The sequence below is a fragment of the Tsuneonella sp. HG249 genome, from assembly GCF_053819205.1.
Window position 1 is genome coordinate 1,521,326 of the sequence record NZ_JBSOQY010000001.1, and the last position, 15,744, is coordinate 1,537,069.

Annotated in this window: 23 protein-coding genes and 1 other RNA gene; 5 read left to right on the forward strand and 19 right to left on the reverse strand. The window is 63.9% G+C overall.

Annotated elements, in window-relative coordinates; genetic code table 11:
- Positions 1–290: 290 nt before the first annotated feature.
- Positions 291–443 (forward strand): hypothetical protein, encoded by a 153-nt coding sequence (locus ACWPM1_RS07620; protein ID WP_455694238.1) that lies wholly within the window; start codon positions 291–293, stop codon positions 441–443.
- 6 nt (positions 444–449) lie between these two features.
- Here ACWPM1_RS07620 and ACWPM1_RS07625 read toward each other — a convergent pair whose 3' ends face one another.
- From ACWPM1_RS07625 to ACWPM1_RS07715, 19 genes are all read right to left on the reverse strand, one after another.
- Positions 450–1,439 (reverse strand): DUF2793 domain-containing protein, encoded by a 990-nt coding sequence (locus tag ACWPM1_RS07625; RefSeq protein WP_455694239.1) that lies wholly within the window; start codon positions 1,437–1,439, stop codon positions 450–452.
- Entirely contained in the window at positions 1,436–1,579 is a 144-nt protein-coding gene (locus ACWPM1_RS07630; RefSeq protein ID WP_455694240.1) for a hypothetical protein, read from the reverse strand. Before ACWPM1_RS07630 ends, ACWPM1_RS07625 begins: the two co-directional genes overlap by 4 nt.
- A 196-nt stretch (positions 1,580–1,775) precedes the next feature.
- Positions 1,776–1,952 (reverse strand): hypothetical protein, encoded by a 177-nt coding sequence (locus ACWPM1_RS07635; RefSeq protein ID WP_455694241.1) that lies wholly within the window; start codon positions 1,950–1,952, stop codon positions 1,776–1,778.
- Positions 1,952–2,290, reverse strand: a complete 339-nt coding sequence (locus ACWPM1_RS07640; RefSeq protein WP_455694242.1) for a hypothetical protein — start codon at positions 2,288–2,290, stop codon at positions 1,952–1,954. The genes ACWPM1_RS07635 and ACWPM1_RS07640 overlap by 1 nt, the downstream gene beginning before the upstream one ends.
- On the reverse strand, positions 2,287–2,862 hold the full coding sequence (locus tag ACWPM1_RS07645) for an HK97 family phage prohead protease (protein WP_455694243.1): 576 nt from the start codon (positions 2,860–2,862) through the stop codon (positions 2,287–2,289). The genes ACWPM1_RS07640 and ACWPM1_RS07645 overlap by 4 nt, the downstream gene beginning before the upstream one ends.
- Positions 2,859–3,941: a phage major capsid protein gene (locus ACWPM1_RS07650; RefSeq protein ID WP_455694244.1), complete on the reverse strand. Its 1,083-nt coding sequence runs from the start codon at positions 3,939–3,941 to the stop codon at positions 2,859–2,861. Before ACWPM1_RS07650 ends, ACWPM1_RS07645 begins: the two co-directional genes overlap by 4 nt.
- A gap of 23 nt (positions 3,942–3,964) precedes the next feature.
- Entirely contained in the window at positions 3,965–4,129 is a 165-nt protein-coding gene (locus tag ACWPM1_RS07655) for a hypothetical protein (protein ID WP_455694245.1), read from the reverse strand.
- Between the two features lie 378 nt (positions 4,130–4,507).
- Positions 4,508–4,750 carry a hypothetical protein gene (locus ACWPM1_RS07660; protein ID WP_455694246.1) on the reverse strand — a complete coding sequence of 81 codons (243 nt, stop codon included), beginning with the start codon at positions 4,748–4,750 and terminating at the stop codon, positions 4,508–4,510.
- 2 nt (positions 4,751–4,752) lie between these two features.
- On the reverse strand, positions 4,753–5,100 hold the full coding sequence (locus ACWPM1_RS07665) for a P27 family phage terminase small subunit (RefSeq protein ID WP_455694247.1): 348 nt from the start codon (positions 5,098–5,100) through the stop codon (positions 4,753–4,755).
- Between the two features lie 200 nt (positions 5,101–5,300).
- Positions 5,301–6,404 (reverse strand): AAA family ATPase, encoded by a 1,104-nt coding sequence (locus ACWPM1_RS07670; protein ID WP_455694248.1) that lies wholly within the window; start codon positions 6,402–6,404, stop codon positions 5,301–5,303.
- Positions 6,401–6,691 carry a hypothetical protein gene (locus ACWPM1_RS07675; RefSeq protein ID WP_455694249.1) on the reverse strand — a complete coding sequence of 97 codons (291 nt, stop codon included), beginning with the start codon at positions 6,689–6,691 and terminating at the stop codon, positions 6,401–6,403. Before ACWPM1_RS07675 ends, ACWPM1_RS07670 begins: the two co-directional genes overlap by 4 nt.
- A gap of 94 nt (positions 6,692–6,785) precedes the next feature.
- A complete protein-coding gene (locus tag ACWPM1_RS07680) occupies positions 6,786–7,007 on the reverse strand; it encodes a hypothetical protein (protein WP_455694250.1) in 222 nt (73 codons plus the stop codon).
- A gap of 83 nt (positions 7,008–7,090) precedes the next feature.
- A complete protein-coding gene (locus tag ACWPM1_RS07685) occupies positions 7,091–7,585 on the reverse strand; it encodes a hypothetical protein (protein WP_455694251.1) in 495 nt (164 codons plus the stop codon).
- Entirely contained in the window at positions 7,582–8,868 is a 1,287-nt protein-coding gene (locus ACWPM1_RS07690) for a tyrosine-type recombinase/integrase (protein WP_455694252.1), read from the reverse strand. Before ACWPM1_RS07690 ends, ACWPM1_RS07685 begins: the two co-directional genes overlap by 4 nt.
- Before the next feature lie 208 nt (positions 8,869–9,076).
- Positions 9,077–9,292, reverse strand: a complete 216-nt coding sequence (locus ACWPM1_RS07695) for a DUF2842 domain-containing protein (RefSeq protein WP_455694253.1) — start codon at positions 9,290–9,292, stop codon at positions 9,077–9,079.
- Positions 9,289–9,873 (reverse strand): 5-formyltetrahydrofolate cyclo-ligase, encoded by a 585-nt coding sequence (locus ACWPM1_RS07700; protein ID WP_455694254.1) that lies wholly within the window; start codon positions 9,871–9,873, stop codon positions 9,289–9,291. Before ACWPM1_RS07700 ends, ACWPM1_RS07695 begins: the two co-directional genes overlap by 4 nt.
- A 29-nt stretch (positions 9,874–9,902) precedes the next feature.
- Positions 9,903–10,091, reverse strand: a non-coding RNA gene (gene ssrS / locus ACWPM1_RS07705) — 6S RNA.
- Between the two features lie 10 nt (positions 10,092–10,101).
- Positions 10,102–10,638, reverse strand: coding sequence for a cell division protein ZapA (gene zapA / locus ACWPM1_RS07710; protein WP_455694255.1), 537 nt, complete (start codon positions 10,636–10,638; stop codon positions 10,102–10,104).
- Positions 10,635–10,835: a hypothetical protein gene (locus ACWPM1_RS07715; RefSeq protein ID WP_455694256.1), complete on the reverse strand. Its 201-nt coding sequence runs from the start codon at positions 10,833–10,835 to the stop codon at positions 10,635–10,637. The genes zapA and ACWPM1_RS07715 overlap by 4 nt, the downstream gene beginning before the upstream one ends.
- A gap of 175 nt (positions 10,836–11,010) precedes the next feature.
- Between ACWPM1_RS07715 and tkt the strand changes: the two genes are divergently transcribed.
- Genes tkt through ACWPM1_RS07735 form a run of 4 tightly spaced genes read left to right on the forward strand, consistent with a single transcriptional unit; the run spans position 11,011 to position 15,708 of the window.
- Positions 11,011–12,984 carry a transketolase gene (tkt, locus tag ACWPM1_RS07720; RefSeq protein ID WP_455694257.1) on the forward strand — a complete coding sequence of 658 codons (1,974 nt, stop codon included), beginning with the start codon at positions 11,011–11,013 and terminating at the stop codon, positions 12,982–12,984.
- Positions 12,985–12,998: 14 nt separating this feature from the next.
- A complete protein-coding gene (gene gap, locus ACWPM1_RS07725; RefSeq protein ID WP_455694258.1) occupies positions 12,999–14,006 on the forward strand; it encodes a type I glyceraldehyde-3-phosphate dehydrogenase in 1,008 nt (335 codons plus the stop codon).
- 44 nt (positions 14,007–14,050) lie between these two features.
- On the forward strand, positions 14,051–15,256 hold the full coding sequence (locus ACWPM1_RS07730; protein ID WP_455694259.1) for a phosphoglycerate kinase: 1,206 nt from the start codon (positions 14,051–14,053) through the stop codon (positions 15,254–15,256).
- Entirely contained in the window at positions 15,253–15,708 is a 456-nt protein-coding gene (locus tag ACWPM1_RS07735) for a PaaI family thioesterase (protein WP_455694260.1), read from the forward strand. Before ACWPM1_RS07730 ends, ACWPM1_RS07735 begins: the two co-directional genes overlap by 4 nt.
- The last annotated feature ends 36 nt before the right edge of the window (positions 15,709–15,744 follow it).

The following is a 15,744-nucleotide window of genomic DNA, read 5'->3' on the forward strand; positions in this document are numbered from 1 at the left end:
CCTGCCGCCACACCGGCCGCACTTCATCGATCGCGGCAAGTCCTTCAGCTTCGTGCTCTTCCCACGCTGACTGAGCATCAATGCAAGCGGCAATGGGTTCTCGCGCGCCTCGTATCCGCAACGGCATTTGAACAGCACCCAGAAGCCTTTTCGGGCTAGCAACGTGAGGGTGTCGAGTCGGCGGAAGCCCATGACCGTTCATTGGAACGGAGCAGGAACATCGGTCAACTACCGCAGCCGGCAATCATCAAACTCCGGAACGATCAGCCGCGCTGCAGCTTAGGTTCGCCATGGATGACCGTACACTCACCGCTTACTTGTTGATTGCCGGCATGATCGCGGCGGTTGTGATCTGGGCGGCCCTCAATGCCTACAACACGAGAGATCGCAAGATCGCGCGCCGACGCGCCCGCGAGTCCGCAGCACGTTTCAAGCGCGATTAGAGGCGCCTACCTGCCCAGAATTAGCAGGTTGCCCCCGGTGAGATTGCCGGCCCCACCTGGGGTCAGTCGTATCCCGTCAATCGCGTTTGCGCTGCCGACAAATACCGTCTGAATGAAGCTCGAGTTGTTGTTGAGGCAGACCTTAGCGCTGCCCTTGGTGTTGAGGATATGCGCAACCAGGGTGCGGGCCAGCGCGCTCGAGGTGGCATGGAAGGCGAGTGCGTTCGTCGCGGTCTCCACGCCCGCGTTCGTTATGAACTGATAATCACCGCTCGCGGTGTACCAAGTCGAGTTGGCCGAGACCTGCAGCGCCCGTTGCCCAGTGGCAGAAGCCGTCAGATTGCGCCCCACAATGATCAGCTCGCTGTATCCGCCGAGCCCGGTGACATCGACGTTTGCAACCGTGCCGACCGCAGAATCATGCACCACTGTCCAGGGGGCCGTCGGCGTCTCCCAGTCGACGTCCTGGTCGACGCCCGATTGCTTGGCAAGAACCTGCCCCGTGGTCCCGCCGTTGGGCACCGTGCCGCCTGCGCTGCCGCCCGAGCCGGGAGCGGGTGCCGGGACCCATTCGCCCGCGCCGTCATCCCATGTCAGCACTTCGCCATCTGCCGGGGACGCTGCGTTCACATCGGTGATGTCGTCCAGGTCGACCGCCGGGACGAAGGGCGCCCAAGCGCTCGGCTGATAGACGTAGAGCTTGTTCTCATCCTGCACCCAGGCGAGCATGCCCTCGACTGGCACGATGAATTCCCACGCCGTCGACATGCGCCATGCGATCTCGCCCGTGTGGCCTGTCCAAGCGCCAGTCGGTGAGCCTGCGACGATGTAGGCGTCACCATCGGCCGGCGAACCCGGAGGCGTCGCCAGGTCCTTGTCTTTCACTGAGAACGCGTGCGCTCCTTGCTCGAGGTAGCGGGCAATCTCGTTGGCGGTCGTTTCCGGTATCGCCTGCGACTGGGCAAGCTCGGGCATGCCGAGGATTGGCGTGGTCATGGCGCGGTGTCCCCCTCAGGCAAGTAATAGTGCAGCACAAATCCCGCTGTGCCGCCCTGGCTCGTCGCCGGGTGGAGGATGTAGCCCACGCCGTTCCGGTATCCGACGAACACGCCGGGAAACGAGCTATGAGGCTGCATTGCGCAAATCACCTCCATCGTGGGTTGTGTGTCCAGGTTCATCGGCTTGTCTCGTAGGTTTGGAGCCCGGCGATCGGTCGCAGTCGACTGCCGAGCTCCCGGACGCGGGGGCGTGCGCCCTTTCTCGAAAGTATGGGGAGCCGCCCGCCCGCGATGAATTGCGGCTCCCCCGGCGCGCAAAAGGTGCGCGCCTGTCTCATTGTCCCTTCGGGAACATGACCTTGCCCCCGTGAAGGTATGCGCCTGCGTCGATCATCGCCGCAGTGCCGTTGGCTATCGCGCGAGCTTCTTCGAGCGGTGTGAGTTCGTTGTTGTCGTCTTTTGCTAGGGCGAGCATCACCCAGGCTGCGCAGGCTTGCCAAAGTTCGGACATCACGCGGCCCCTTTCGCGCTGAGTTGCCAAGAGGCGGGATTCTCACCGGGCATCGTGCCTTCCGGCACATCGCCAAGGGCGATCCACAGCGACCCCTTGTGCGTTGCCTGGTCGCCGCGTCGGTACGCGCTCGCGCGCTGATAGATGCCGCGGAATCGAGCGCCGCCCTTTTCGAGTTCGTCGATCCTTTCGCGTAGCGCCTTGATTTCCGCGCTCAGCGAAACGGCAAGATCCTCGATCGTATCGACGGTGAAGCGGTAGAACTCCTTACGGGTTGGCGGCTTGGCGAGCCGGTCGGCGTCGAATGCTGACAGGACGCTTTCTAGCAGTTCGCTCACAGCTTCAGCACCCCGCGCTGGCGCCACGGCGGGGTCAGACCGGCCGCACGGTAATCCGAGTCTGTGAGTTGAATGACGCGACGGGGTTGTGTCGCCTTGCGCAGTTGCGCCCGGTCGAATGCCTTCACTTGGTCAATCGTGGCCGATGCGAGCGCCGGCACGGAAACCATGCTTAGCTCGTACCAATCCCATTTGCGGAAGCGCATCCCGCCGCTTGGCAGAGGCTCCATGTCGAGCGGTCGGAAGCCGATCGAGACGGCGCGTCGAAGTCCCGCCTTCGCGGCCGACCATGCGCTATCGCATAGGTCCTTGATTGCCCCCGGCTCAGTAACCCGCGCGATCTTGGCCTTGAACCGAATGCCCCTGTCGCTGACGGTGGCGTCGAAAACGTCGCCAACCGCCGCTGTGTGGTCGTGATCCATGAGCAGCGGGAGCGGCAGGCGGAATGATGCGCCTTTGCTTTCCACGATGTCGCCAACCCGGTCGGGCTCGGGCTTTGTTGCCCAGCCCTCGATGATGCGCTGGTCAGCGTCGAGCGCCTTGATCTCGAGGAAGCTGTAAGCCCGGTTCATGACTGGTCGAGCCCTTCGATGATCGCCACCGACGGCCGCGCGGTTTCCCAGTTGATCCGTTGCTCGAGCAAGATCGCGCTCGAGTTGGTTTGCCAAAGTGAGACAGTGCTTGCCGCGGTGCCAGGCACTACCCCGATGGAGTCACCAGCGAGGCTACCGTCGAGCATCTCGATCGACGCCTGGTTGCTGGTGCGTATCTCCATGCCGTCTTCGCCCACGGCGATGCCTTCGGGGTCGATCAGCGCCAGCGTGTCGCCTGCCGCGTTCGAGGGAATGGCGGGAATGCCCATTGCAGTGCCTCCGCGTACCCCTAGCGTCGGCAGGAAGTGCGGATCGTGAAGCGCCGCGAAGGTCGACGGGGAGCCCACCAGGACAGCACGCTCTAGATCGCCCGGGAAAGCATCAATCAGCAATCGCAAGTCGCCTATGCCGTCGCCCGTGCTGGTGACGGCTGTAACGCCATTCGTGACGCTGGCAGGCTCGATATCGGTCGTGCCGGCGTTGGCAGGATCAATGAAGCTCTGGTCGATGACTGCCACCAATGCCGCGGCCAGGTCATTGCGGATCAGCGTCTCGGCAGCCGGATCCACGCTCTCGAGCAACTCACGGGTGACGACGGCAATCGTGCTAACCTTGCGGCTCGGCAGCGTGCCAGCGGCATAGGTCGCCTTGCTGACCGGCTTGGCCTTTCCTTCGCCTACCCAGGCAGCGGAGAAGCCGGTTGCGGCGCTTATCAAGCGGGTGCGCAAGGGAACGCGGCGAAGGCCTGCCAAGCGTCCGATAATCGACCGATCGCGAACGTAAGCGAAGAACTCCGTGACTGCCGCTTCGGTATCCTCGAGCAGTAGCGCCCAGTTCCCGGACGCGGTCGATCCGGCCGCGACTTCTGCCTTTACGACGCTGACCTGGTCGAAGCCGCCTACACTCGCGATGCGGTAGGCTAACGAGTCCTCGCCGAAGCGAGCCTTTGCAACTCTCGCAGCGGTGCCAAGGTCATCGGGCGCGATGCCTAGTGCGATCGCCAGTTGGACAAGGGAGCGCCCCTTGATCTGGGGGCGGAGCGAAACAACTCGGTTCATCGGCAATCCTTTCGCCGACAATTTTACGAGCGCCCGCGAGCGATCAGCGTCACGCGTGACTTAAATATCTCGGCGGCCCATCCGGTGAGCGCCTTGCTCAGTGCTGCGGCCACCGCTTCGCGGTCGACCATCTCCTGGTCGCCAATCAGGCCAGCCCGCTCCAACCCGTCGAGAACGTCTGCGCCCACCTCCACGGGATATACGGCAAGGCCTTGAGCCTCGCGTATCCTCCGACGTGCTTGGCGAGCCGCGGCGGTCACTAGCCAGCGTCAAACTCACGCTGTGCCCACGGTTCGGATGCGTCGCCGTGGTACTCGCGGGCAATGTAGAGATCGTGCGCTGACCTCGCGTTCCAGGCTTGCAAGACAGTCTCACGATGCCTCAGCCAATCGCCGCGCATCTCGGACAGAATGGCGGCGCGAACGTCAGTCGGTTTATCGCGCCAACGCCCATCACCGTGAGGCCCAAGATACCCGCTCCCGTTGAATAGGCAGGTGCCGGGACCATAAAACAGGTCCTCAAGATCCGTCGTCTCGAGATGCTTCCTGCCTTTTGCGATACGCCGCTTAGCAGGCATCGGCCGCCTCCAGTTCGAGGCGAAGCTCCACGCCCAGCGGCCACCACTCCGCGCCACCACATCCGGCCGGATAGGGGCATTCGCCGACACACTCGGCCGGCGACGGCCACTGCCATGGCTTCAGGTTCCAGAGCTCGCGCAGGGTCCGGTCATCACCAGATCGATACGCTGCCAGAACTTCCGGCGTGATCGGGTACTCAGCCCGCTTCGATGTGCGGCGTTTGGCCGGCATGACTATCTCCTGTTGCTGGCAAGGGCGGGCGGGCGAGGCGTTGCCGAAGCGGCGCCCGGTGCTCCGGTGTCGAGGTCAAGCTCGCGCACCAGGCGGGCGAATGCGGTTCTCGCGTCCCGCTCCATGGCGACGGCAGGGTGAGCGCGGATTGTGCCCCGGGCATCCGTGAAGGTGAGCGCTCCATGCGCTGCCAATTCAGCTTGTGCTTGCGCCTTGCGATCCCACGCTTCGCACGCTGACTGCAGCAAGCGGATGTGATGCGGCTCGAGGCTGTAGTCTCGCAGCACTTCGCACCACCATGCCGCGGCAGACGTGCTAAGGTGAGCAGGCGGTTCAAGGGCGTCAGTCATCGGTCAATCCTCACGGGAGTGTTGGGGGCAGCGGATGCAAAAGAGAGTGTTCTGAGGCGGTCCTATATGCGTTTATCGATAAACAATAACACGCCCGCCCGGGGTTCAGGTTGGTCGGTACTTTCCTGAACATCAGAAGGATGATGGGAGCTACCCAGGCGGGGCCGAGCACCACCGACACGACAGTGATGGCGAGCGGGCTAAGCATTCAAAGCCTCGCCGGCTTCTCGCGTAGATGTAGTGGTTTCTCTGGTTTCTCTGGTATCGTAATGCGGAGTGAAGGGAGAAACCGGAGAAACCAGCACATAACGGCCGGTGCTCACCTTCTCGACCTGTCCTTCGTCATACATCTTGGCGAGCATTTTGGAGATGTTCTGGCGCGTCTTGCCGAGACGTTCGCCAATCTCAGTCGGCGACATCGGATCGACTGCGCGCCCAAGTACCTGCTGGATCTCGCGCCGCTCGATCGTGTCTGCGACTAACCAGGCAGCACCGATGATCGACCAAAGGCCTGTCTCCTTGTCGAATTGGATTGCGGTCTCGACTTCCTCGAGGTCTCTGCCGCGGCCGTAGAGCACTGGCTGTTGCGTTCCGGCCTCTCGCTTCAACACTAGGACAGTATCTGCAGCACCAGTCAGGCCACGCGTGCCGCTCACCTCATCAAAAGGATCGTCGGCCGCCATCTTGCGCGTGTGATGGATCACCACGATCGCCAGGTTGTGACGGCTTGCTATCGACTGGAGTAGGGCCGCTTGGCGATAGTCACTGTCGTAGTCCGTCTCTTTGCCCGCACGGGCGCCTTTCACCCGCGCGAACACGTCGATCACGATCAACCGAGGATTGGCGGATGCTGCAATCCACGCCTCGATTTCCTCAACACAGCCGTGGTCCAGCGTCGGCCATTCAGTGAGGATAGTGAGGCGATCAGGTAGGCTGCCCCGCTGTTGCTGTCGAAAGCGCCGCTGCACTCGCCGCTGATTGTCCTCGAGCAGCAATCCGAGCGCATCGCCTTGCTCGCAGGGTATCGAGCCCAACGCTGAGCTTCCGCTCGCGACGGCAACCAGCCAATCGAGCGCAAGCCAAGTCTTGCCGAGTTTCGGCCCGCCAGCAAGCACGGCCATGCCTTCCGGCAGATAACCGGGAATGATCCAGCGTATCGGATCAAACGTCTTGGCCATGAGCGCGGCGGCGCTGATGCCGCGAAGGTACGCCGGCCGCTTTCCAGTCGTGAGGTCGCCAACAAGAGCGTCCTGCCATGCAGGGGCGCCGAGCTCCCGCGGCGGATAGTCCAGGGCGTCGCTCATTGGAGCCTGTCCCCGCTGTCCAGATGCTCCGCCAGGAAACTGGCGTGAACCGCGTTGCGGACGTAGGCGAGTGCGATCTTGAGCCGATCGGTCGACGCATCGGCGAAGACGAAGAGCCCGGCCATCTCATGCGCGCTGCACGCTTGGTCATAGGCAAGGCCACTGGTCGCCTTCGACTTGAGATCCGCGGCGTAGTCCCTCGCGATAAGCAAGGATTGCCTTAACTCGAGCTCCACGCCTTCGCAGTCGGGAACGAATTGCCGGACATGAAACGACAGGTCGCTCACGTTGCACCTGTGAGTGCGGGTGTGTTAGGATCAGCCCGTTCATCGCCTGCCAGCATAGAACAGCGCCGATCCCCTCGGGGGTCGGCGTTCTGCATTATGCTGCCTCGGAGGTGCTGAACCGCGGGGCCGACATGCGGCCGGCAGCCCAATCATCTAGGTCGCCTTCGGTGTAGAGCGCTCGATTCCCGAAGATCCGATAGCAAGGCCCGCCGCCGACGGTGGCCAGCTTCTGAAGCGTGCGCCAGGAGGTCTTCATTCCGCGCTCGGTCAGGTAGTCCGCTGCCTCGCGCCGATCCCGGTAGACTGAATGTTGCATGTTCTTTCCTTCGCGCTTTGAAGTTCGCGAAAGGAAGAATCGCAGCCGTCTCTTACCTATCCAAGAGTCAGCGTAGAGTAAGTTCAGTCGAGCAGTAGATCCTCAATGACCGACACGTTGAGTGATAGCGTTTGAGCCATTTCATCTAGCAGTCGCGCACGATCTAAGCCGGCCTCTATTTCGGCCTGGAGCTTTGCCTTTACTACGCTGCGCCCCTGAGACGCCATTCGAGAGACCGTAGAGCGCTTCAAACCATGCCGGCGCCCAACTGACTCTTGAGCGTCTCCTTTCTCTCCTTTGAGCCCGCCTCTTAGGCAATGCTCTCGCTCAACAGCCGCGAAGATTGCAACCGGCTGTGAGCCCCTCGGCTTTTTCGCCTTTGGCAATATCGCTTCAGGGTCATCCTCTGCGACCGCGCGCAGTACGTTCGCCACGTGCGCACGGCCGGAGGCAGGCAGCTCATTTTTGTCGAGCAAGTTCGCCAGCAACGTCAGGGTGGCAGAACTCACCTTCCGCGAATTTGCGCGCCGATCGTCGGCAAGCATGCTCGCCACAACGCTCTCCCATCCCTCGCTCATTCGCCGGCCCTCCGAATTGAGACGACGTTGCTAGCGCCCGAATGCGCGGCGGTTGCCAAGCCCGCGAGGGCAACAGACGCCGCCTTCTCGGCGACCGCCTGCCGGGCCTCTTGTGCCCAATGAATGTACTTTTGACTGGTGGAGAGATTGCGGTGCCCCAGGGCCGTCATGATCTCCGATGCCTGCGCGCCGTGCATAGCCATGTGCGAAGCGAGGCTGTGTCGAAGGCCATGAAGGCCGATGCCCTCCGGTAACTGCGCCTCGAGCCGGATCGCATGCCAAGGCTTATTTAATTGGAGGGGGCCCGAGCCCTTGGCGGGCTGAAAGACGAAGCTGTCCGGCATTCCCTCGCACTGTCGGGCAATGATCGCCTGCGCGACAGCAGGTAAGCCAATCACTCGGTCGTCACCCGTTTTGCTGCCTGTCTTGTGGGCCGCTGGGGGAAGGGTCAGCAGGCCGCGCTTCAGGTCCACATGCTGCCACTTGAGTCCCGCAATTTCGCCACGCCGGGCGCCTGTCAGGGCGATCAATCGAACGGCGTCGGCAACAGGCCGGCGAATGCGCTTTTCGGCCTCCATGATATCTAGAGCGGCGAACAGTCGGCCATAAGCGTCAGCGTCGTCGAGGATCGTCTTACGATGCCCGTCGCTACCAACTTTGACCATCGCGGCCGGGTTTTCTGTCGAGAGCCCTTCGCCAATCCCCCAAGCAAAGATCGCGCTAAGCAGGCGCACGCATTTGCGGGCGGCACCTTCGCCGCCAGTGACCCGCGATAGCTTGCGAAAGCCAGTCTTTTGCACTTTGGCTGTCTTACCGTCGCGAATTGCTGCGAAGACCTTCGCAACGTCACCAGGCCGGACGGTCGCCACGGTCAGATGTCCGGCAAGTGGCTTGATGTGACAATCAATCCGGCTCTGGTCTGTAGCCTTCGTCTTTGGGCCCTTGGCCTTGAAGGTTTCCGAATCCAGATAGGCGTCGATCAGGTCACGTATCTTTGCAGCGTGCCGCCTATCGCGCTTCTCTCCTACCGGATCGCGGCCACCGAATACGGCAGCCCGGTGGCCTTCGGCTTTCTCGCGAGCTAGGTCCGCGGTGACCGCGCCGTGCTTGCCGATCGTCACCCGGCGGGATGCGCCGCCCGCGGTCCGGTACTGGTAAACATAGCTCTTCACGCCGCTGGGCAGAACCAGGAGTCCGAAGCCTTTGAGCTCCGCGTCCCAAATGAAGCTAGGCTTAGGGCCGGGCTGGGCAGCCTCGACAACGCGCTTGCTGATCTTTGCCATGTAACCACCATGTAAGCAGGGGCCGGGAAGTCGGAGTAAGCGCGATACGCTCGTTCCAAACTGAAAGTAAGCCCTAAACGGCGTTTTACTGCGTCATGGGTGAGGAAAAGTAAGATTGGGTAAGCAGGCTAATGGACAGCGGACCTGCCCTGTCACGCCGGAGGTCGCGGGTTCGAGCCCCGTCACTCGCGCCACTTGGGACTTTCGGCTACTTCCAGCGCCCCGTTTCCATCCAGATGAGGAAGCGTTTGAGCGGCAACAGCCAGACCAGGCCGAGCACGAGATAGGCGAGCCCCTGCGCCAATGCAGGCCAGCCTCCGATGATGTCCGGTAGGTATCGCGCGATGACGAGGGCGTAAGCTCCCAGCCCCAGCAGCAATGCCAGGATGCCAAGCGGTATGCGCAAGGTGGGTTCGGTTCTCACGCGAACGGCCCGAGCACGCGGGTGGTGGTGACGACGGCGTGAAGCCGCATGTCGTGGGGTTCGTGTGGAATCTCGCGCACCTCCTGCAGATCCCACGCAAGGCCGATACGGGTCACGTCGGGATGCTCCGCCATCCAGCGGTCGTAATGCCCGCCGCCTTGGCCCAGACGGTGCCCGTCGGCGGTGAAGGCGACCAACGGGACGAACAGGACTTCCGGGACGATGGGTTCGCCGGTTACTTCGGGCTGCGCACCATACGGGCCGGGCCCGAGATCCGTTTCGCCAAACGGGTCGCGGTGAGCGCGGAAGGACATGGGCGAGGTCCGGTCGGCAAACCACGGGAGCCCGATGGCGTGGCCTCGCTCGCTGAAGAACCGGGCGTAACCGCCTGCGGGGGCTTCCCCCGGCGATGCGAGATAGAGCCCGATGCGCTTGCCCACCGGCACCAGACCGAGGACCGGGACCGGTGGCCGATGGAACACCAGTGCGCGTACCTGCGGAGGCAAACCGTCGACGAACGCCCGCCGCTCGGCACGCAGGCGTCTGCGCAGATCGTCTTTCTTGGGCAGGCTGTCGCTCATCGCGGCGGCGCTAGCGCGAAATGGTGAGTGGCGGAACCACCATGGGTCGGTTGCCTCAGAATCCTCCGACGCCTCGACGTCAGGTGGGAACCATATATCCCGATTTCCGGGTTTCTCCGGTTAAGGAAGAAGGGGCCCGGGCCTCAGGACAGGGACAGCCCCCAGGATTTGCTTATAGCCCCGGGGATTTTGATGCGGCTCGTGCCGGGCAGTCCCGCCGTGCCCTACTTAGGAGGCCGAGCCGCGCCGCTCAAGCTTGTCGGCACATTCTTCGAGTATATCGGCAAAATGCTCGAGCGCCGGAGCGAGTTCGGCCAGCGAACCCGCGCCACTGATGGGGAGTGTGGGGGCAGCTACAGCAGCGGCGCGAAGATCGGCGACCTGCCTTTCCAACGCGGCCACCTCGGCTTCGCGAGCGGCAATGGCATCAACGGCATCGCGCTGAGCGCTCTCGAGCCCGGCCTGCTCACTTTCCAGCGCAGAAACACGCTCGATGAGCCTGTCCCGCTCGGCTTGGAGACCGGCATCGAGTGGCGTGGCTTCCGCCCGATCGAGCTTTCCCCCGTTCTCCCGCGCCTCATGGACTTCGTCTGCCAGGAGCAGCGCGGCGAACAGCAGGTTCTGTGAGTCGGGACCGGTCGGGTTCCCCAGCGCCGCGAGCTTGTCCGCGATCGTCGCGCCGAGGCGCTTGACTTGGGCTTCCTCGCCGGGGGCGCAAGCGACCCGGTAGGTACGCCCCCCGATCTGAAGCGAAACTTCGCTCATTGCTCAAGTTCGCCGATCACGGCGTCGAGCTCAGCAAGCGCCTGCGCGACGGTTTCGCGCAAGGATTCATGGGTTTCGACCAGCGAGAGAACGTTCGGCGCGGTTGGTGGGGTAGCGGGAGCATCGGCGGCGCGGGCGATCCGCGCGAGAGCGGCTTCGATCCGTTGCACGGCCGCTTCGCTTCGATCCCCCGTCATGGCGCGACGATTTACTCCTTTTGTCACGGCCACGCAAAGGGTTGTCGGGCCCTGTTGATAACTGTCCTGCGCTGGCCGGCGGGGGACGGGCAGGGCGCTCGCCTTGACCTCGAATGGCCGGCACGCAAAGGGAGCCGCGCGCGCCCGAATCGTCCCGTTGCAGGAGCCTGCCCGAATGAGCCTCGACACTGCCCGCCTGGGGCCGATGGCCAACGCCATTCGCGCCTTGTCCATGGACGCGGTGCAGGCGGCGAACTCGGGCCATCCCGGCATGCCGATGGGCATGGCCGACGTGGGGACGGTGCTCTGGTCGAGATACCTCAAGTTCGATCCGACCGCGCCGAATTGGCCCGACCGCGATCGCTTCGTGCTCAGCGCGGGCCATGGCTCGATGCTGATCTACAGCCTGCTGTACCTGTGCGGCTATGCTTTGCCGACGATTGAGGACATCGCCAATTTCCGGAAGCTCGGAAGCCCGTGTGCGGGTCACCCCGAGAACTTCCTAATCGACGGTATCGAATGCACCACCGGCCCGCTTGGGCAGGGCGTCGCGATGGGCGTGGGCATGGCCATCGCCGAGCGGCACCTGAACGCGGTTTACGGCGACGAGGTGGTCGATCACGACACCTGGGTCATCGCTGGCGACGGCTGCTTGATGGAGGGCGTCAATCACGAAGCCATCGGGCTCGCAGGGCACTTGAAACTCGGGCGGCTCAAGGTCCTCTGGGACTCTAACGCCATCACCATCGATGGCTCGACCGACCTCTCAACCTGCGAGGATATTCCGGCGCGCTATCGCGCTTCGGGCTGGCACGTTCTGACTTGCGACGGGCACGATTTCACCGACATAGATCGCGCGTTGGGCGAGGCTGCCCGGCTCACCGACAAACCCGTGCTGGTCGAGTGCAAGACGGTAATCGGCAAGGGCTCGCCAAACAAGGCAGGCACTCATGCAGTGCACGGCGCGGCCCTTGGGACTGACGAGGTTGCGGCGACACGCGAGGCGTTGGTATGGACCGACGAGCCCTTTGTCGTGCCGGAAGCGATCCTGTCCGACTGGCGCGCCACAGGCGACCGAGGGACGGGTGCACACGCGGAGTGGCAGTCGCGGCTGTCGGCTTCCGGCAGGGCTGACGAGTTCACCGCGCGAATGGCGGGCGAACTGCCATCCGGAGGCTTGCTCGACGATTACATCGACGGTCTCCTGGCCGAGCCGAAGAAGGTCGCAACCCGCAAGGCAAGCGAGATGGCGCTCGAAGTGCTCACCGCCGCGATCCCCGCGATGATCGGCGGTTCGGCGGACCTCACCGGCTCGAACAACACCAAGACCAAGGCGACCGGCCCGCTGACCCGCGACGACTACGCCGGGCGCTATCTCTACTACGGCATCCGCGAATTTGGCATGGCCACGGCGATGAACGGGATGGCACTCCACGGCGGGGTGATCCCATACGGCGGCACGTTCCTGATCTTCAGCGACTACTGCCGCAACGCCGTGCGGCTTAGCGCGCTACAGCAGACCCGCGCGATCTACGTGTTCACGCACGACAGCATCGGCCTCGGCGAGGATGGCCCAACACACCAGCCGATCGAGCAATTGATGAGCCTACGGCTGATCCCCAACCTCAATGTCTATCGGCCGTGTGATACGATCGAGACCGCCGAGTGCTGGGCGCTGGCGCTCTCGACTCCTGACACGCCATCCGTCCTCGCGCTCAGCCGGCAGAACCTGCCGCAGTTGCGCACAGATGGTGGTAATCTGTCGGCCAAGGGGGCGTATCGTCTGCGCAGTGCCAAGGGAGCGCGGAAGGTCGTTCTGATCGCGACCGGATCGGAAGTCGAAGTGGCGGTCGCCACAGCCGAGGCGCTTGAGGTCGATGGCATCGGCGCCGACGTGATCTCAATGCCTTGCATGGAACTGTTCGAAGCGCAGAGCGACGGCTACAAGGCCGATCTACTCCCGGCCGACGCGCTCAAAGTGTCGTTTGAAGCCGGCGCCACGATGGGCTGGGAACGCTACACGCAGGGCGGGCTTCAGATCGGGCTGGACCGCTTCGGCGCCTCCGCTCCGGCGGAAGACCTATACGCCAAATTTGGCTTCACCCCCGAAGCCATCGTCCCCAAAATCAAAGCCAGATTGGGCATTTAGCAGGAGCTTCTTACATGGCGACCAAGGTTGCGATCAACGGTTTCGGACGCATCGGGCGGCTAGTGGCGCGCGCGATTCTCGAGCGGAGCGATCACGATCTCGAGCTGGTGTCGATCAACGATCTGGCCGACACCAAGTCGAATGCTCTGCTGTTCGGCTTCGACAGCACCCACGGCCGCTTCCCGGGAACCGTCGAGACCGACGGCAACGACCTCGTGGTGAACGGCAAGCACATCCATGTCACGGCCGAGAAGGACCCGGGCAACCTGCCGCACAGGGCGAACGGGATCGACCTCGTCCTAGAGTGCACGGGCTTCTTCCAGTCGGACGCGGCGAGCCGGCCGCACCTTTCGGCGGGGGCGAAGCGCGTGCTCATCTCAGCCCCAGCTGACGGCGTATCCAAGACGATCGTGTTCGGGGTCAACCAGGACACGCTGACCGCCGAAGACGTGATCGTCTCGAACGCCAGCTGCACCACCAACTGCCTCGCGCCGGTAGCCAAGGTTCTGCACGAAGCCGTTGGAATCGAACGCGGTTTTATGACCACGATCCACAGTTACACCAACGACCAGCGCATGCTCGACCAGATCCACAAGGATCTGCGGCGGGCGCGGGGCGGGGCGCAGAACATGATCCCGACCACCACCGGTGCGGCCCGGGCCGTCGGGCTCGTTCTCCCTGAATTGAAAGGGAAATTGGACGGCAGTTCGGTGCGGGTGCCGACGCCGAACGTGTCGCTGATCGACCTCGTGTTCACGCCTGGCCGCGATACGACGAAGGACGAGCTGAACGCCGCGCTTAAGGCGGCCGCCGAGGGCGCGATGAAGGGTGTGCTCGCCTACACCGACCAGCCGCTGGTTTCGAGCGATTTCAATCACTACCCGGCGTCTTCTACCGTCGATTCGCTGGAGACCGCGGTGCTCGAAGGCAAGCTCGCCCGGGTCGTTTCGTGGTACGACAACGAGTGGGGTTTCTCGAACCGCATGATCGACACCGCCGGGGTGATGGCCAAGTTCCTGTGACCGAAACCGTGTCAATGAAGCGCTTGATCAGGGTGAGTTGAACTATGAATCGACCCTTCAAGACGCTCGATGACCTCCCCGCCGACCTGAGCGGCAAGGTGGCGCTCGTCCGGGTCGATCTCAACCTGCCGATGCTCGAGGGCCGGGCGAGCGACGTGACACGGGTCCGGGCCAGCGCACCGACGATTCTCGAACTGGCGGATGCCGGCGCCAAGGTGCTGCTACTGGCGCACTTCGGGCGGCCCAAGGGCCAGCGCCACTCGACGATGAGCACCAGCGTGGTGCAGGGCGACGTCGAGCGGGTGCTCGGCCGCGAGGTGATGTTCATCTCCGAGCTCAGCGGGCCGGTAGTCGAGCAGTCGCTCGGCATTTTCCGCGACGGCGACATCGGCGTGCTCGACAACGTCCGCTTCTGGCCCGGCGAAGAGGCCAACGACCCCGAGTTCGCCAGGGCGATCGCGGCAAACGCCGATTTCTACGTCAACGATGCCTTCTCCGCCGCGCACCGCGCCCACGCTTCGACCGAAGGCCTGGCGCACCTGCTGCCCGCCTATGCCGGCCGCGCGATGGAGAAGGAGCTGAAGGCGCTCGACGCCGCGCTCGGCAGCCCCGAGCAGCCGGTCTCCGCGGTGGTCGGCGGGGCCAAGGTCTCGAGCAAGCTGGCGGTGCTCGAGCACCTCGTCACCAAGGTCCAGCACCTGATCATCGGCGGGGGCATGGCCAACACCTTCCTCGCCGCCCGCGGGGTCGATGTCGGCAAGTCGCTGTGCGAGCACGACCTCGCCGCCACCGCCAACGCGATCCTCGATCATGCCGACCACGCCGGCTGCACGGTACACCTGCCGTATGACGTCGTGGTCGCGAAGGAGTTCGCCGCCAATCCGCCCTCCTTGCGCACCTGCAACGTCCACGAGGTCGCCGCCGACGAGATGATCCTCGACGTCGGCCCCGCCGCGGTCGAGGCGCTGGCGGACGTGCTCAAGACCTGCCGCACGCTGGTGTGGAACGGCCCGCTGGGCGCCTTCGAGACGCCGCCCTTCGATGCCGCCACGGTGGCGCTGGCAAAGACCGCCGCGGCGCTGACCCAGGATGGCAGCCTGGTGTCGGTGGCCGGTGGCGGCGACACGGTGGCGGCGCTGAACCACGCCGGCGTGGCGTCGGATTTCACCTACGTCTCGACCGCCGGGGGCGCGTTCCTCGAATGGATGGAGGGGCGCGAGCTGCCCGGCGTGAAGGCCCTGATGCAATGAGCGAGGAAAAGGCCCAGACCTCGCACGGTCCTATCCTGATCACGGAGGGCGAGTACGCCGGGTGGTCGAACTGGCCGCACGACGCGTTCGAAACGCGCGCGGGCCCGTTCTACTTCCGCACCGACGAAACCGGCCAGTCGGTCAGCGCCTTCCGCGCCGAGCAGAAGCACATGAACGGCGGCGGATTCATGCACGGCGGCTGCCTGATGACCTTCGCCGACTTCGCGCTGTTCTCGATCGCTCACAACGAATTGAAGGAAAACTTCGCGGTTACGCTGCAGATGGGCTGCGACTTCCTCGACGCCAGCCGCGTCGGGCAATGGATGGAAGCGCGCGGCGAGGTCACCCGCGCCGGCGGCAAGACCGTGTTCGTGCGCGGCACGATCACCGCCGATGGCAAGCCCGTCTTCACCTTCACGGGCATCATCCGCAAGGTCGGCAAACGCGCCTGAGCGGACGGCTTGCGAGGCTGCCGAGCGCTGGCTAAG